Source organism: Aeromonas sp. R4-3 (assembly GCF_040908275.1).
In the GTDB taxonomy this organism is placed as follows: Bacteria; Pseudomonadota; Gammaproteobacteria; order Enterobacterales; family Aeromonadaceae; genus Aeromonas; species Aeromonas rivipollensis.
Map to the genome: position 1 here is coordinate 50,872 of NZ_JBFODK010000019.1, position 15,995 is coordinate 66,866.

The 15,995-nt window shown below is 64.4% G+C and carries 11 protein-coding genes and 1 pseudogene; 4 read left to right on the forward strand and 8 right to left on the reverse strand.

Going from position 1 to position 15,995, the window contains the following annotated elements; all coding sequences use genetic code 11:
* Positions 1-20: 20 nt before the first annotated feature.
* The 3 genes and pseudogenes from glpB to AB5Y91_RS03530 all read right to left on the reverse strand — a co-directional run bounded on the left by glpB (position 21) and on the right by AB5Y91_RS03530 (position 3,746).
* Positions 21-1,298, reverse strand: a complete 1,278-nt coding sequence (glpB, locus tag AB5Y91_RS03520) for a glycerol-3-phosphate dehydrogenase subunit GlpB (RefSeq protein WP_368169093.1) — start codon at positions 1,296-1,298, stop codon at positions 21-23.
* Positions 1,288-2,971: pseudogene (gene glpA, locus AB5Y91_RS03525) on the reverse strand (anaerobic glycerol-3-phosphate dehydrogenase subunit A). The gene glpB and the pseudogene glpA overlap by 11 nt, the downstream one beginning before the upstream one ends.
* 319 nt (positions 2,972-3,290) lie before the next feature.
* Entirely contained in the window at positions 3,291-3,746 is a 456-nt protein-coding gene (locus AB5Y91_RS03530; RefSeq protein ID WP_368169094.1) for a YchJ family protein, read from the reverse strand.
* A 128-nt stretch (positions 3,747-3,874) separates the two neighbouring features.
* Here AB5Y91_RS03530 and AB5Y91_RS03535 point away from each other — a divergent pair, with 128 nt between their 5' ends.
* From AB5Y91_RS03535 to AB5Y91_RS03550, 4 genes are all read left to right on the forward strand, one after another.
* The gene (locus tag AB5Y91_RS03535; protein ID WP_041205651.1) at positions 3,875-5,542 is read left to right on the forward strand and encodes a methyl-accepting chemotaxis protein; all 1,668 of its coding nucleotides are present in this window, start codon (positions 3,875-3,877) and stop codon (positions 5,540-5,542) included.
* A gap of 104 nt (positions 5,543-5,646) precedes the next feature.
* The gene (locus tag AB5Y91_RS03540) at positions 5,647-6,858 is read left to right on the forward strand and encodes an ROK family protein (RefSeq protein WP_106886644.1); all 1,212 of its coding nucleotides are present in this window, start codon (positions 5,647-5,649) and stop codon (positions 6,856-6,858) included.
* Positions 6,855-8,438: an ATP-binding protein gene (locus AB5Y91_RS03545; protein ID WP_368169095.1), complete on the forward strand. Its 1,584-nt coding sequence runs from the start codon at positions 6,855-6,857 to the stop codon at positions 8,436-8,438. The genes AB5Y91_RS03540 and AB5Y91_RS03545 overlap by 4 nt, the downstream gene beginning before the upstream one ends.
* A complete protein-coding gene (locus AB5Y91_RS03550) occupies positions 8,439-9,104 on the forward strand; it encodes a response regulator (protein WP_171276254.1) in 666 nt (221 codons plus the stop codon). It begins immediately after the preceding gene.
* A gap of 62 nt (positions 9,105-9,166) precedes the next feature.
* On the opposite strand, the gene AB5Y91_RS03555 is transcribed toward AB5Y91_RS03550, so the two are convergent.
* The 5 genes from AB5Y91_RS03555 to AB5Y91_RS03575 form a co-directional block, all read right to left on the reverse strand.
* Entirely contained in the window at positions 9,167-10,699 is a 1,533-nt protein-coding gene (locus AB5Y91_RS03555) for a tripartite tricarboxylate transporter permease (RefSeq protein WP_139744297.1), read from the reverse strand.
* Positions 10,700-10,708: 9 nt separating this feature from the next.
* Positions 10,709-11,170: a tripartite tricarboxylate transporter TctB family protein gene (locus AB5Y91_RS03560; RefSeq protein WP_025327141.1), complete on the reverse strand. Its 462-nt coding sequence runs from the start codon at positions 11,168-11,170 to the stop codon at positions 10,709-10,711.
* Between the two features lie 42 nt (positions 11,171-11,212).
* Positions 11,213-12,178, reverse strand: a complete 966-nt coding sequence (locus AB5Y91_RS03565) for a tripartite tricarboxylate transporter substrate binding protein (protein WP_368169096.1) — start codon at positions 12,176-12,178, stop codon at positions 11,213-11,215.
* Between the two features lie 203 nt (positions 12,179-12,381).
* Positions 12,382-13,905 carry a transporter substrate-binding domain-containing protein gene (locus AB5Y91_RS03570; RefSeq protein ID WP_368169097.1) on the reverse strand — a complete coding sequence of 508 codons (1,524 nt, stop codon included), beginning with the start codon at positions 13,903-13,905 and terminating at the stop codon, positions 12,382-12,384.
* A gap of 209 nt (positions 13,906-14,114) precedes the next feature.
* Complete coding sequence (locus tag AB5Y91_RS03575; RefSeq protein WP_139434287.1) at positions 14,115-15,800, reverse strand: aspartate:alanine antiporter; 1,686 nt, start codon at positions 15,798-15,800, stop codon at positions 14,115-14,117.
* Positions 15,801-15,995 lie beyond the last annotated feature (195 nt).

Genomic DNA, 15,995 nt, shown 5'->3' on the forward strand with positions numbered 1-15,995 from the left:
GAAAACAGAGGGTGGGCATCTCAGACTCCAGCCAGAATATGGCCAGCGGCCTGCCAGCCGGTGGCGACGGCGACCCCGGAGCCTGAACCTTCTCGCACGGGATCGTAGTGGGCCAGCACGCTGCCGGCGCCATAGAGGTTGGCAAGGGGCTTGCCGCCGCGCAGCACTCGCAGCTGGTCGTCCGTCTTGACCCCGAAGCCCATGAAGGGGTGGTGGTCGAACAGGCGGCGACCGGCCCAGGCGTCGCGCTCGGGGAGGCTCAAGACGTCGGCGTCGAAGATGGGCTCGCGAATGCCCCCAAGGCGGGACTCCAGCCCGCGGCTGAAGAAGCTGCCGGAGGCGAGCACGAAGTGGTCCGCCTCGAACAGCTGATCGTCGCCGTTCTGGCTGTGCACGCCTACCACCCGATCGCCGTCGTAGCGGGCGCCCAGCACCCGCTCGCTGGTGAGGAAGGTGCCGCCGAGGGCCAGGAAGCGGCGCTTGAGCGCCTCCTGCATCCGCATCCCGATGAGGGACGGCGGCATGGTGGCCACCTCCTTGATGGTGCAGCCAGTGCGCGCCTCCAGCTCAGCCAGGCGGGGACCGACCAGCCCCAGCGACAGGCAGGCGGGCAGCACTATATGGCGGCAGCCAGGCTCGCCGCACTCCTGCACCATGCGGCCTATCTCGCGGGCCAGATCCGTCAGCAGGTCCTGCTTGTCGTGCTGCTGTTTGTCAAACAGACGGGCTATGTCGGCAGAGCGAAACTCGTGGGGATTGCGGCTGAATTCGGCCAGCTGGGGCAGGCGAATTTCACCGGTCAGGATGCGGCAGTGGGCGAAGCGCGCGTGGGTCGCCAGATTGGCCGCCGCCAGCGCCGGGTGGAAGTCGCGAAAGCCCTCGATCGTCGCCAGCAGCAGGACGTCCGGGGCGGGGGCCTCTGTGACGCAGGCGCAGGTCTCGGGGGAGAGCCAGGTGGATTTCAGGGTGCCGATGGGGGTCAGCCGCTGATGGTTGCGCTCCTGGCGAAACAGGGGCAACCCCTGCTCGTGGCAGTGGCGCTGCAGATCCGCGAGGCTCGCCTCTATGTTGGTCAACCCCACCTTGCTGTAGGGGTGATCCGGATGGGTGGCCATAAAGGCGGGCAGGGCGGCGAGAGGGTCGCCTTCGCTTTCCAGCAGATCCACCGAGCCGGAAGAGAAGTGCAGGGCGCTCTGGCCCGAGGCCATCAGCAGGGTCTTCTGGCCCGCCTCGGCCAGACGCAGGGCCGCTGACAGGCCTGCCATGCCGCCGCCTATCACGATAGTGTCAAATTTCATGGCTGCACTCCTTGGCTGGATGGGCTTGACGGTGTCCGGGCGAGGGGAAAGGGGGGATCGCTCACCAGATGGGGCGCCGTCCATTCCCCCAGACCAAAGAGCCCTTCGTAGATCCAGTAGGTAAATTCGGCTTCGCGCAGGGCATCCCCCCAGAGCACGGGGCGGGTCCCCTTGTAACGCTCCTCGAGGAACTGGCGCAGCATGACGCAGGCCTCACGGCCATCGGCCTTGCCGTACTCCTGCATCAGACCGGCGGCGCGGTAGGCGCACAGCTCCCCCTGACAGGGACCCATCCCCAGACGGGTACGGCGGCGCAGATCCACCAGGTTGTCCACGTCGAGCTCGCGCAGGGCGTATTCAATCTCCCCTGCGGTCACCATCTCGCACTCGCAGATGAGGGCGTTGGCCTTGGGGTTGTCCCGGAAGAAGGCGATGACCCGCTCGCCGTGGCGGTACTGGGCAGACCCTTCGACCGGCACAGAGAGACCGGGGGCCGAGACCTTCTCTGGATCCCGCGAGCCGGGCAGATTGAGTTCGGCGGTGCGGCAGGGCCGGGAGTTGCCGAGCTTGTTGGCGACGAGATCGGTGGCCCACTCCGCCATCAGGCGGTAGGTCATCAGCTTGCCGCCGGTGATGGTGTTGAAGCCCTTGAGACCGTCGCGATCGCTGTGATCCAGCAGCACTATGCCGCGGCTGATGTTGCGGCCGCTCTCGTCGCCGTCCACCGCCACCAGGGGACGTACCCCGGCGTAGGCGCGCAACAGACGGGTGCGCGCCATTATGGGGGCGAGCTTGATCCCCTCGCGCAGTAACACTTCTACCTCTTCGGGTTCGACGGTGAGCTGATCAATCTTGTTGTAATCGATGCGGCTCGAGGTGGTGCCGATGAGGGAGATGGTATCGCCCGGTACCAGAATGTCCGCATCCGCCGGTTTGCGGGCGCGGTTGAGCACCAACTGGTTGATGCGGTAATCCATGATGAGCAGGGAGCCCTTGGCCGGGAACATGCGGATGCCGAGATCGGCGTATTCGCAGATTTGCTGGCCCCAGATGCCGGCGGCGTTGATCACCTCCTGGCACTCCACCTCGAACGCTTCGCCGGTGCGGGTGTTGATGGCCTTGACCCCATGGACCCTGTCCTGAGTGCGCAGCAGCCCCAGCACCTTGCTGTGGGTGAAGATGCGGGCGCCATGTTCCTTGGCATCCAAGACGTTTGCGGCGGCCAGGCGGAAGGGATCGACGGTGCCATCCGGCACATGAATGGCGCCTATCATCGCCGGGTTGGCGTTGGGTTCGAGCCGCAGCGCCTCGCGGGGATCCAGCTGGCGGGTGTCGATACCGGCCAGGGCACAGGCATCCATGAAGGTACTTTGGAAATGGATGTCATCTTCCGGCAGGGTGAGGAAGAGGCCGCCGGTCGCCTCCACGCAGTGGCTGGCGATCCGCTTGAGGATGCGGTTCTCCTGAATGCACTCGCGGGCGGACTCCGGATCCGTCACCGCGTAGCGGGCCCCCGAATGGAGCAGGCCGTGGTTGCGCCCCGTGGTGCCTGCGGCTATGTCATCCCGCTCCAGCAGGATGCAGTCGATACCGCGCAGCGCGCAATCGCGCATGATGCCGGCCCCGGTGGCGCCGCCGCCTATGATGACGACTTCTGTGGTTATTCTTTTCATTCTTGCCCGTCTCATCTCGTCCAGATGGGGCCAGTGTGGCGCCTGTCTGGCTGAAAATGTTTGATATGGGCCAAATTAATGTTCGCAAACGCTCACTAATGGTGAGGTTGATGAGCGAACTGTGACCATAGTCACATCCCGATCAGGGCGGGGCCAGGGCCGGCACCTCAAAAAAGAGAAAAGCGGGAAGGGGAATACGGGATAGAGCAGAGAGTCGAGAGCAAAGAACCGAGCAGAGAGAGGAAGGGGCAGATGGCGGCTCGCCCCTGATGGACGGCGGGGAGGCGATGGCCACCCCGCAGCAGCGCGGGCTAGCTCCTCAGCCGTAGCACTTCTTGAACTTCTTGCCGCTGCCACAGGGGCAGGGGTCGTTGCGACCGACCCGCAGGGGGGCGGGATCCTGCTCGCCGTCGGTGTAGACCCAGCGCCCCTGGTAACGCACGAAGCGGGAGCGTTCATGCAGGCAGTGACGTTCTTCGCCCTCCAAAAACCAGGCCTTGAACTCCACCATGCCGGTCTCATCGGCGGGGCCGCCCTGGGCGGCCAGGATCTCCAGCCCATCCCAACGGGTGTCGGTCTGGGAGAGCTCCTCCACGGTCAGAGAGCCCAGATAGTCCGGGTGCCAGCTGTGGACCAGATAGTCGCCGAGCCCCAGCACGAAGGCGCTGTAGCGCGAGCGCATCAGCTGCTCTGTGGTGGTGGCGGCTTGGCCTGCGTGAAGCGCGCCGCAGCATTGGGGGAGAGAAAGAGAGGATCCGCAAGGACATTGGCTCATGGGTCGGTTCATCGGGTCGATATAGAAGATGGCGGGATTGTAGCGAAAGCGGCCCCCCCTCGGCCAGCATCCCATGCCGATGCAGTAGGAACTGAACATCAAGAATAAACAGCAGAAAGGATTACACCATGACACTTAAGCAGAAGATCCTGTTACTGGGGGCCATCCCCGTGCTGCTGATGGCCCTGGTGGTCAACCTCAGCAACTACCTGGTGGCCAGGAGCGACCTGGAGTCCGAGCTGGTGGTAGCGAGGGACAAGGCGGTCAAGGAGCGCAAGGCCCTGCTCAGCAGCTACCTGATGCTTGCCAAGACGGCCATCGACAAGGTCTATGCCGAGCCGGACAGCCCAGAGGCCCGTGCCCGGGTGAAGGAGATCCTGCGCCCCTTGCGTTATGGCAGTGACGGTTACTTCTTCGTCTACGACTTCCAGGGCAATACTCTGCTGCTGCCCACCCGCCCCGAGGTGGAGGGCAAGAACCGCTGGCAGGACAAGGATACCAAGGGCACCTTCCTCATTCAGGAGATCGTCAAGGCGGCCCGTGAGGGGGATGGCTACTCGGAGTACTGGACCAACAAGCCTTCCATAGGGCGGGATGCGCCCAAGCTCTCCTTCAACCTGGTGCTCGACAAGTATCAGTGGGTGGTGGGGACCGGCTTCTACATAGATGATATCGATACCGAGCTGGCGGCCCTGCGCAGCGAGCGCGAGGAGAACATGCACGGCTCCCTGCAGAGCAGCGTGCTGCTCATTCTGGTGATCCTGGGGGTGACCCTGGCGGTGACAGTGGTGCTTGGCAACCGGGTCACCCGGCCGCTGGCGGATGCGGTGGCGGCCCTCAATGACATCGCCGATGGTGAGGGGGATCTGACCCGGCGCCTCAAGGTGCAGAGCGAGGACGAGGTGGGCCAGCTGGCCAGCGCCTTCAACCGCTTCGTGGAGCGGATCCAGTCGGTGGTGAGCCAGGTCGGGGAGACCAGCCATCAGCTGCTGGGGGCCGTGGACAGGCTGCACAGCTTGAGCGAGCACGCCGACCGGCAGATGCACGGCCATGGCCGTGAGACGGATCAGGTGGTTACCGCGGTGACCGAGATGAGCTCCACCGCCCAGGAAGTGGCGGCCAGCGCCTCCAACGCGGCCACGGCCACCAGCGACGCGGCGCGGGAATCCGATGCGGCCCGTGAGGTGGTGGGCAGCGCCATCGGCAGCATCAACCGCCTGGTGGAGGAGGTGCACACCGCCTCCGGGGTCATCGAGCAGCTGGCCCAGGAGACCGGCAAGATAGGATCCGTGGTGGAGGTGATCCGCGGCATCGCCGACCAGACCAACCTGCTGGCCCTGAATGCGGCCATCGAGGCGGCCCGGGCCGGTGAGCAGGGGCGCGGCTTTGCGGTGGTGGCGGACGAGGTGCGATCGCTCGCCGGTCGCACCCAGCAGAGCACCAAGGAGATCAACGAGATGCTGCAACGGCTGCAGGGGGGCGTGCGCCAGGCGGTGGAGGTAATGCAGGCGAGCGAGGCGCGCAGCCAGGAGACGGTGCAGGAGGCGAGCCACATTGCCAGCTCCCTCGACAGCATGGTGACGGCGGTCAGTACCATCAACGACATGAACATCCAGATAGCGACCGCCGCCGAGGAGCAGCATGCGGTCTCCGAGGAGATCAACAAGAACCTGGTGGCCATACAGCAGATCGTCAGCGAGCTGACCGAGGCCGCCGGGGAGTCCAACACCACCACCCGCGCCCTGGCCGGTACGGGTGACAAATTGCGTCAACTCGTCTCCCGCTTCCGTTACTAGTCACATTTTTGCCGTCTGGACGTCATTTCCAGACGGCAAATTTGGGGATCGGCGCAGAATGTGGGAAAATCGCGCCATTCGTTCCTTTCGTTAGCCCCTACCCTATGAATGAGATCGTGAAAGGCAGTATCGATTTGATCCGTCAGCTCAACTACGGCCTGGTCTACGCCAGCCTGGAAGAGCACAAGGAACTGTCCCGTACCGATCTGTCCCGTTTGACCGGCCTCTCACCGGCCAGCATCACCAAGATCACCCGCGAACTGCTCGATGGCGGTCTGGTGGTCACCTGCGGCGAGAGCTCGGTGGGCCGTGGCCGTCGTCAGACCCTGCTGCGCATCAACGAGCGCCGCTTCCAGTTTCTCTCCATGCGTCTTGGCCGCGGCTACGTGGACATGGCCCTGTTCGATCTCGCCGGTCACTCCCTGGCCCGCCATCGCCACCTGTTCAGCGAGTCGGAACGCGAAGACCTGCTGGCCAGCCTGGTGCGGGCCATCGAGGGCTTCTTGCCGAAGAAGGCCCTGCGGCTGGCCTGCATCGCCCTCTGCCTGCCCGGGCAGGTGGAGCGCCACTCCGGCATGGTGAAACACTTCCCCTTCTACGATCTGCGCAACTGGCCCCTTGGTCCGACCCTGCAAGAGGCCTTCGAGGTGCCTGTGCTGGTGAGCGGTGACGTGCGCACCTGGATCCAGGCCGAGCGGGAGTGGGGCGCCGCCAGGAACTGCGCCGATGCGGTGCTGGTGTTCGTCCACAACGACATAGGGGTGGGCATGGTGGTCAACGGCCAGCTCATCGAGAGCGAGTCGGCCCTGCTCGGGGATCTCAGCCACCTGCAGCTCGAACCCTATGGCCAGCGCTGCTACTGCGGCGGCTTCGGCTGCGCCTGCACCTTGGTCACCAACCAGGCCCTGGAGGCGCAATATCGGGACCTGCGTGAGCGGATGCAGGAGCACGATCTGCCGGCGAGCGTCAACATCCGAGAGCTGTGCGAGCTGGCGCTGGCGGGCAACAGCCTGTGCCAGGACATACTGCACCAGGCGGCGGGCCGGCTCTCCCGGGTGCTTGCCAACCTCATCTGCCTGCTCAACCCGGGCAAGCTGCTGCTGGGGGGGGAGATCACCCGGGCCGATCGGCTGCTGTTCCCCATGCTGCACCAGTCCCTGGCGAGCCAGCTGCCGGCGGAATACCTGGTGCGCCTGCAGATCGAGTCCACCCATTTTTACGAAGATCCCACCAAGCCCACCTCGGTGCAGGTGCACAAGGCCCTGCGGGATGGCAGCCTGCTGCTCGACCTGTTGCGAGGTGACAGGGAGGCATGAGGCTCGGGTTGCAAGGACGCATCCTGCTCATGCTCTGCCTGGTCAGCCTGCTGCAACTGGTGCTGCTGAGCGGGGCCAGCTACTACTACGTCGCCGAGCAGCGCTACCGGGAGGTGGGGGATCAGGCCCTGGACGTGGCGCGGCTGGTGGCCCGTGAGCCCGGCGTCATCGCCGGGGTGAAGCGGGCCGATAGCGCGCGGCTCAACGTGCTGGTGGAGCGGATGCGGGCCGAGGTCGGCGCCAGCTACATCGTCATCGGCGATGAGGAGGCGCGCCGCCTGGTGCACCCCAATGCGGACCGGATAGGCAAACCCATGATGGGGGACGATCCTGCCCGCGCCCTGCAGGGGGAGTTCTACATCTCCCGCGCCCAAGGCTCCCTCGGGGTCTCGGTGCGCGGCAAGGGGCCCATCCGGGATGAGATGGGCAGGGTCATAGGCGTGGTCTCGGTCGGTTATCTGGTGCGGGACATAGAGGCGGACCTGCAGGGCTTCCTGCGTTTCGGCCTCGCCATGACACTGCTCATAGTGCTGCTCAACAGCGCCGCCGCGGCCTGGCTGGCCAAGCGCTACAAGCGGGCCCTGCTGGGGTTTGAGCCTGAGCAGATAGGGCGCCTCTATGCGGAGCTCGACTGCACCCTGCGCACAGTGCGCGAGGGGATACTCACTATAGACGAGCAAGGCAGGCTCACCTCCCTCAACCCCAACGGCATCCGGCTGCTGCGCCTCGATGAGCAGGCCGCGCAGGCCGCCATAGGCCAGCCCGTCACCCGCTTGCTGCCCGGCAGCCGCATGCTCTCCCTCATTCAGGATCCCCGGCCCCAGTATGACGAGGAGATAGTGCTCAACGGTCAGTCCCTCATCGTCAACCGGCTGCCCCTGGTGCAGGAGGGCCGGCTGATCGGCGCCGTCTCGAGCTTTCGGCGCAAGGACGAGCTGGCCGAGCTCAGTGCCCAGCTCTCCCAGGTGCAGGCCTACAGCGATCTGCTGCGGGTGCAGACCCACGAACACAACAACCAGCTCGGCACCATAGCCGGTCTCATCGAGCTGGGGGCCACCCGGGAGGCGCTCGCCTTCATCGGCCGGGAGGCGGCCACCGAGCAGACCCTGCTGAGCTTTTTGATGGGGGCCATCGCCAAGCCCAAGGTGGCGGGCCTGCTGCTTGGCAAGTACCACAGGGCCCACGAGCTGGGACTGGTGCTGGAAGTGGACCCGGATTCCCGCCTGCACGACATTCCCGCCCGGGTCAGCGGCTCCCAGCTGGTGACCCTGCTTGGCAACCTCATCGACAACGCCTTCGAGGCGACCCGCCGCCACGGCGCCCCCTACCAGCCGATCCGGGTCTCGTTGAGCGATCTCGGCCAGGATCTCATCCTGGAGGTGGAGGACGGAGCTGGTGGGGTGGATCCCGCTTTGGCGGACACCCTGTTCGAGCGCGGGGTCAGCAGCAAGGCGGAGCACGGCCACGGCATTGGGCTGGCCCTGGTGCGCAAGACCCTGGATGCCCTGCAGGGGACCATCACCATAGAAGCCACGGCGCAGGGAAGTTGCGTCGTCTGTTACATTCCCAAGGAGGTGTGAGTGATCAAGATCCTGATCGTCGAGGATGATCCGGCCATTGCCGAGATCCACCGTCGCTTCGTGCAGCGGCTGGCGGGGTTCGAGGTGCTGGGGGTGGCGCTCACCCTGTTCGATGCCAGAGAGCAGATAACCATACTCAAGCCGGATCTGGTGCTGCTGGACGTGTGGCTGCCGGACGGGGAGGGCTTCTCCCTGTTGCGGGAGCTGCGCCAGAGCGGGGCCCACCTCGACGTCATCCTGCTCACCGCCGCCCGTGAGGCCGCGGCACTGCAGGAGGCGATGCGCCTCGGGGTGGTGGATTTCATCTTGAAACCCGTGGTGTTCGAGCGACTGCGCGATACCCTGGGTAACTATGCCGAGAGCCGCGCCGCGCTGGCGGCCTTGGCGGACATCGATCAGCAGGCGGTGGATGCGCTCTTTGGCACCCCGCTGCAACAGGTGGCGGCGGGCGGCCTGCCCAAGGGGATAGACGCCCTCACCCTGCAACGGGTGCTGGCGGCCCTCAATCAGCAGGGGGCCAGTGCCGAGGAGATAGGCAATAGGGTCGGGGTGAGCCGCACCACGGCGCGCCGCTACCTGGAGTTTCTGGTGGGTCAGCAGCTCGCGAGTCCCGAGCTCGAATACGGCACCGTCGGGCGGCCGGAGCGGCGCTACCGCCAGCGTTGAGTGGCAGGTTCAAATCCCAAAAAAAAGAGCGCCTGTTGGCGCTCTTTTTGTGATGGCTGGGATCAGGTCGGGTCGGATTGCAGGGTCGCCACCGGCGTGCGACGAGCCTGCCACCACTGCCAGAGCGGCAGCAACAGCATCACCAGGGTGACCAGGGTGAAGCCCAGGGTGATGGGGCGCTCCCACAGGAAACTCAGGGAGCCGTCGTTGATCACCAGGGCCCGGCGCAGGTTGTCCTCCAGCATGCCCCCCAGGATGAAGCCGAGCAGCATGGGGGCCATGGGGAAGTCCAGCAGGCGCAGCCCTATGGCCACCAGGGCCACCAGCACCATCACATAGATGTCCATGGTGTTGAAGGAGACCAGATAGACCCCGATCAGCGAGAACAGCAGCACCATGGGGATGAGCACGGGGCGCGGCACTTGCAGTATCTTGGCCAGGTAGGGAATGAGCGGCAGGTTGAGGATCAGCAGCACCACGTTGCCCAGATACATGGAGATGATCACCGACCAGAAGACGTCCGGGTGCTCCATGAAGAGGCGCGGGCCAGGCTGGATGCCGTAGGCGATGAGGGCCCCCAGCATCAGGGCCGTGGTGCCGGAACCCGGGATCCCCAGGGTCAGCAGCGGCACGAAGGCCCCGCTGGAGGCGGCGTTGTTGGCCGCTTCAGGCGCGGCTATGCCGGTCAGGCTGCCCTTGCCAAACTCGTCCCGCTTCGCTTTGCGGGCGAAGTTGCGCTCGGCCCCATAGGCCATGAAGGAGGCGATGGTGGCACCGGCCCCCGGCAGTACGCCGATGAGGAACCCCAGCACAGAGGAGCGGGCTATGGGGGGCGCTATCTCCTTCACTTCGTCCCGGCTCAGCTTGAGGGAGCCGAGCTGCTGCATCTTGCTCGCCTCCTCCTGGCTGGTGTCCTTGCCCGGGCGCAGCACCGTCATCAGGATCTCCGCCAGGGCGAAGGTGGCCATGGCCAGCAGCAGGAAGGAGAAGCCATCGCGCAAGTCCGGCAGGCCGAAGGTGAATCTGTCCACCCCGACGCTGCGGTCGATACCGACGGTGGAGATCATGATGCCAAACAGCGCCATGATCAGCGCCTTGAGCACCTGGCCCTTGCCGGCGAAGGCCGCCACCGCGGAGAGCCCGAGCACCATGAGGGCGAAGTAGTCCGCCGACTGGAAGGAGAGGGAGACCTTGGCGAGCAGGGGCGCCGCCACCATCAGGAAGATGGCAGACAGGGTGCCGCCGACGAAGGAGGCGTAGGCGGCGATGGCCAGCGCCTTGCCCGCCTGCCCCTTGCAGGCCAGCGGATAGCCGTCGATGGCGGTGATCATGCTGGCGGAGCAGCCCGGGGTGTTGATCAGGATGGAGGCGGTGGAGCCGCCGAACATGGAGCCGTAATAGACCCCGGCCATCAAGATGATGCCGGAGGCCGGATCCAGCCCGTAGGTGATGGGGATCATCAGGGCGATGGCGGTGACCGGGCCCAGACCGGGCAGCATGCCGATGAAGGTGCCGACGAAGCAGCCGACCACCACCATGAAGAGGTTGATGGGCATCATGGCGGTGCCGAGTCCTTGCAGGATTCCGTCTAACATGGGTTCTCCTTATCCCAGCAACTGGGTGAACAGCCGACCCGGCTCGAGATAGACATTGAGCCCCTTGGTCAGCAGGGCCCAGAAGATGAGGGTGAAAGGTATGCTCACCTTGCAGGCGAAGGCGAGGCTGCGCTCGCCCATCAGCAGTATGCCGCCGATGAGGAACAAGATGGTGGCGATAAGGAAGCCGAGCCAGCCGAGGGCCAGGCCATAGACCAGCATCAGCCCCAGCAGGGCGAACACCAGTCGCCAGTTGCCGGACTCCTTGCCCAGTCGCTCTCCTCCTGGCGAGCAGATCAGGATCAGGGAGAGCAGGACCCCGACACCCGCCAGGGCATAGGGCAGGGTGCTGGCGGTAAAGGGTTCATATTCGTCCCCCGGGTAACCGGGGATCTGGGTGGCGTGATAGCCGTAGGCGAGGGAGAGCAGCAAAAACAGCAGCCCCCCGAACCTTTCCTTGGTCAGTCGCATGATGACTCCGATGGGCGGGCCTGGCCCGCCACGGGCTGAGGGTTACTTGATGAAGCCGAGCTCGCGCATCAGGCCGCCAATTTGCTGCTCCTGACTGTTGAGGAAGGCAGTAAACTCGCGACCGGCCTGATACTGGTTGATCCAGCTGTTGCGTGCGCGCACCACTTCCCACTCCGGCTTGTCGTACATCTGCTTGAGCAGGGCGGCGAACTCGGCGGACTGCTCGGGGCTGACGTCGGGGGAGGCGAAGTAGCCACGCCAGTTGGCAAAGACGGTGGGGTTGCCCTGCTCGGAGAAGGTGGGCACCTGGCTGGCGTCCGGCATCCGCTCCGGGGCGGTGACGCCGAGGATCCGCATCTGGCCGGACTTGACCGCCTCCATCGCCTCGCCAAAGCCGGTGGAGAGCACCTGGGTTTCCCCCGCCAGCACAGCCGCCATGGCGCTGCCACCGGCGTCATAGGCCACGTAGCGCAGCTTGCCGGCATCGGCCCCCGCATTCTTGAAGGTCATGGCGGCCACCAGGTGATCCAGGCTGCCGCGGGCGGAGCCGCCGGCAATCTTCACCTTGGCGGGATTGGCTTCATAGGCGGCCAGCAACTGGGCCCAGTTCTGATAGGGGGAGTCCAGGGGCACCGCCAGTGCCTGATAGTCGGCGATGATGGCGGCGACCGGGGTGAGATCCCGGAAGGATTGTGGCAGCTCCTTGGAGAGGGACTTGACGATGATGGGGGTGGAGTTGACCAGCAGCGTCTTGTCGGACTGGGCCGAGGTCTCGATAAGGTGGGCGATGGCCTTGGCGCCGCCGCCGGCCGAGATGTTCTGGTAGGAGGCTGTGGTGATGAGGCCGGACTTGGTGAGGGCCTCGCCGGTGCCACGGGCCGTGTTGTCCCAGCCGCCGCCAGCGCCGCCCGGGATCAGGAAGTGGACTTCGTCTATCTTGGCCTGGACGCCGAGGCTGGCGCCCAGCAGGCAGCAGAGCAGGGTGCGCTTGAAGGTTCCTTGCAACATGGTGTTCTCCTTTTGATTGTTGCGAGGAGGTTAATTAATCGTATCTGATTGGAAAACAATCTGGCCGTAATGGCTATTAAGGCTGTTGTGCCCATTCTGTTCATTCTGGTCATGGGGGGAAGGGGTCTTTTCGCCTAAAAGAGGCGGGGCTCGCCTCTGCTGAAGAGGGAGCCCCGCCTGCAACTGGCCTTGGTTTGAGCTGCCTATGATTTCTCTGCCGCCGAGACTTTCTCGACCATCTTCTCCTGCTGCTTGAGAGTCTCTGTGGCCTGCTCCTTGAGCTGCAACTGCTCCATCACCAGCTTGTAGGCGATGTAGTACTTGTAGATGTTGCCCACATAGGTCACTGTCTCCGGGCCTATTTTCTCCGCCGCCACGTACTCGACGTTGTGGAACCAGATATTGGGATCCAGCCCCCGCTTCTTGGCCTCGGCCCGCAGCCGCGCCACCCGGGCGGGACCGGCGTTGTAGGAGGCAAACGAGAACAGCGCCTTGTCGAGGGCCGTCATGGGCTCGTCGGCGTAGTAGTGATCTATCATCCAGCGCATGTATTTGACGCCGCCGTGGATGTTGGGCTCGAGCTGGCGGATGTCCCCCACCTTGAGCCCCTTCCCGGTAGCGGGCATGATCTGCATGATGCCGATGGCGCCGACGTGGCTGCGCGCCTTCTGGTTGAGGGCCGACTCCTGATAGCCTTGGGCCGCGATCAACAGCCAGTCCACGTCGTATTTGCCGCCGTATTCACGAAACAGCTCCACCACCTGCAGGAATTTCTTGCGCTCTGCCTCGGCGGCCGCGCTCTTGATGAATTTGTTCTGCTTGAGGTAGCGGGCCAGGATGGCCTCGCCGGTGGCCTTGCCCCGCAGCGCCTTGATCTGCTCGTTGAGCATGGTGAGCAGTTGGGGGCTCTCCTTGCGTACCGCCCAGGCGATGATGCCGCCGTCGCGGAACACCGGCTCTTCGTGGATCTGGATAGCCGGGAAGATCTTCTGCCAGAAGCGGGCCTTGTGCTCATCCATGACGATGGAGGGGAGCAGGCCCGCATTGACCATCTCCACCAGATCTTCATCCTCCAGCACCTCGGAGGCGGGCTGGATGTCGATGAGAGGCTCCCCCGCCTCCTTGCGCGCCTGGTTGTAGGCCATGAGGCTCTCGAAGTAGCTGGAGGAGGGCCTGACATAGATGCTCTTGCCCCCCAGATCGGCGGCGCTCTCCACCTTGGGGGAGTCCGGCCCCGAGATGAGCAGCTCGCGCACGTTCTCGATGAGGGGGGCGCTGAACTCCACGCCCTGCTGTTTGCGCTTGTCCGTGATGGTGAGGTTGGCGGCGGCGATGTCCCCCTTGCCGTCGATGAGGGCCTTCAGCAGGTTTTCCCGGGCGACCGGGATGAAGACGAAGTTCAGCTTGAGGTGGCGCTTGATGGCCTTGTCCTTGCGCAGTTGCTCGTTGAGCCGTTTTTCAACCTGCATGAAGGCGTCGTAGGTGACCCCCCGTTGCACCCCCTTGTGGATGAAGTAGCCGGTCTTGTTGTAGGTGGTCAGCACCCTGATGGTGCGCCGCTCCATCATGGCGTCGAGATCCCCCAACATGGGCTTGGCGAGCTCCTCGCTGGCGAAGCTGAGGGCGCTGCGCTCCTCTGCTTCGGTTGCCGCCTTGTCCGCTTCGGCACTCCAGGCCAGTGGCAGGGAGCCCAGTACCCAAAAAAGGAAAATCCATAAGCGTTTCATAAAGATCACCTCACTCGTTTTACTGAGTGTAAGTGCCGCGCAGGGGGGGCTTTAGCTCTTTGAGTTTCATCGACGCTATCTGATAGCACGATTCTTGCTATCCAGCGCCGAGCTCCCATTGGCCATTGAAAAGTCCTCAGCCCCGATAACAAAAGAGGGAGCCCATGGGCTCCCTCTTTGCGCTTTACATCCTGTCAAGGCGACCCGGGCTAGAACCAGAAGCCGATGATGAAGGAGCCCGCCAGGGTCAGCATCACGTTGGCCACCGCATAGGTGCCGGCGTAGCCGAGCGCCGGAATCGAGCTGTTGGCGGCCTCGTTGACCACATCCATGGCCGGGGCGCAGGTACGGGCCCCGGTGATGGCCCCGAGCAGCAGGGCCGGGTTCATCTTCAGCACCCAGACCCCGAACAGGTAGCCCACCAGCACCGGCAAGGTGGTCACCAGCATGCCGGAGAAGAGCACCACCACCCCCACCTCGCTGAGGTGATCCAGGATGCCGCCCCCCGCTTTCAATCCTGTGCTCACCATAAAGACCGCGAGACCGAGATCCTTGGCCAGGCGCAGCGCGCCCGGCGGCACATAGCCGACCGTCGGGTGGTTGGCCCTCAGGTAACCCATCAGGATGCCCGCCAGCAGGAGGCCGACGGCGTTGCCGAGGCCGAACTCTATCTGGCCGAACACCAGGGAGACGGAGCCGATGAGCAGACCCAGCACGAAGAAAGTGGTGAAGGCCACCAGATCCGTGGTCTGGCTGTGGATGCTGATGAAGCCTATCTTGTTGGCCAGCAGTTTTACCCGCTGCTTCTCGCCGCTGATCTGCAGCACGTCGCCCTTTTGCAGCATGATGTTGCGATCGAACGGCATCTCGATCTGGGAGCGCACCACCCGGTTGAGGAAGCAGCCCTTCTCGGTGAGGTTGAGCTCCACCAGATGGCGGCCCACCACCGCATCGTTCTTCACCACTATCTCTTCGGTGACTATCTGCAGGTCAAGCAGGTTGCGATCAAACACCTCCTTGCCGTTGCGGTAGTTGACGTCGAGCTTCTCGTGGCTCTCGGGGTAGCCCACCAGGGCGATCTCGTCCCCTTCCTGAATGACGGCGTCACCATCGGGGCTTGCCAGAATGCCGTTGCGGCGGATCCGCTCCACATAGCAGCCGGTGTGGGGATAGATGCCGGTTTCGCGCAGGGTGCGGCCACCTATCCAGGCGGCGAGCTCGGGGCCGACCCTGTAGGCGCGAATGATGGGCAGATAGGTCTTGCGGCTCTCGCTGTCGGAGAGTCCCCGCTCGCGGGCTATCTTCTGCGCCTCGGTATTGAGGTCGAGTCGTGCCAGGGAGGGGAGGTAGCGCACCACCAGCATCAGCCCCACCAGGCCCACCAGGTAGGTCAGGGCATAGCCTATCCCCATGTTGTCGAGCACGGGTTGCATGTCGGTGCCGTGGGGCAGGTTGAGCAGGCCGCTGCGCAGGGCATCCTGGGCCCCCACCAGCGCCGGGGTCGAGGTGAGCGACCCCGCCAGTATCCCCGCCGCCATGCCGGGCCCCAGGTTGAAGAACTTGGCCAGTCCCACCGTCAGCAGCAAGGCGGTCAGCAGGATCACCAGGGTCAGGGTGATGTAGTGGATGCCGTCGCGCAGGAAGACGCTGAAGAAGTGAGGGCCAGCCTCGATCCCCACACAGAAAATGAACAGCATGAAGCCGACGTTCTCGGTCGAGGTGGAGAACTGGAACCCCATCTGGCCAAACAACAGGGCGGTGAACAGCACCCCTATGGTGTTGCCAATCTGGAAGTTGCCGATGCGCACCTTGCCCAGCAGCAGGCCGAAGGCCAGCACCACGAACAGCAGCAGGGAGTCGCTTTGATGTAGCAGTGTCACGAAATCTATGGTCATGCCCGGAAAAACCGAGGAAAAAAGTGGGGCCGATATTGTGCCGTATCCCTCATCAAGAAAGAAGCGCGAAAGCGGATTAACAGCCAGTTAAGTGCTGGTCTCCCCGGGGAGGGGAGGGATGCGCGGGTAACTTGGGGAAAATACCTCTATTTTCCGCTGCCGTTCTCGCTGTCAATGAGTGATTTCTGCTGTCGG

Excerpts from the sequence above, each read along its gene's own strand:
- AB5Y91_RS03570 (WP_368169097.1), bottom strand. The coding sequence starts at position 13,905 with ATGAAACGCTTATGGATTTTCCTTTTTTGGGTACTGGGCTCCCTGCCA.
- glpB (WP_368169093.1), bottom strand. The coding sequence starts at position 1,298 with ATGAAATTTGACACTATCGTGATAGGCGGCGGCATGGCAGGCCTGTCA.
- AB5Y91_RS03545 (WP_368169095.1), top strand. The coding sequence starts at position 6,855 with ATGAGGCTCGGGTTGCAAGGACGCATCCTGCTCATGCTCTGCCTGGTC.
- AB5Y91_RS03540 (WP_106886644.1), top strand. The coding sequence starts at position 5,647 with ATGAATGAGATCGTGAAAGGCAGTATCGATTTGATCCGTCAGCTCAAC.
- AB5Y91_RS03565 (WP_368169096.1), bottom strand. The coding sequence starts at position 12,178 with ATGTTGCAAGGAACCTTCAAGCGCACCCTGCTCTGCTGCCTGCTGGGC.
- AB5Y91_RS03555 (WP_139744297.1), bottom strand. The coding sequence starts at position 10,699 with ATGTTAGACGGAATCCTGCAAGGACTCGGCACCGCCATGATGCCCATC.
- AB5Y91_RS03575 (WP_139434287.1), bottom strand. The coding sequence starts at position 15,800 with ATGACCATAGATTTCGTGACACTGCTACATCAAAGCGACTCCCTGCTG.
- AB5Y91_RS03535 (WP_041205651.1), top strand. The coding sequence starts at position 3,875 with ATGACACTTAAGCAGAAGATCCTGTTACTGGGGGCCATCCCCGTGCTG.
- AB5Y91_RS03530 (WP_368169094.1), bottom strand. The coding sequence starts at position 3,746 with ATGAGCCAATGTCCTTGCGGATCCTCTCTTTCTCTCCCCCAATGCTGC.
- AB5Y91_RS03560 (WP_025327141.1), bottom strand. The coding sequence starts at position 11,170 with ATGCGACTGACCAAGGAAAGGTTCGGGGGGCTGCTGTTTTTGCTGCTC.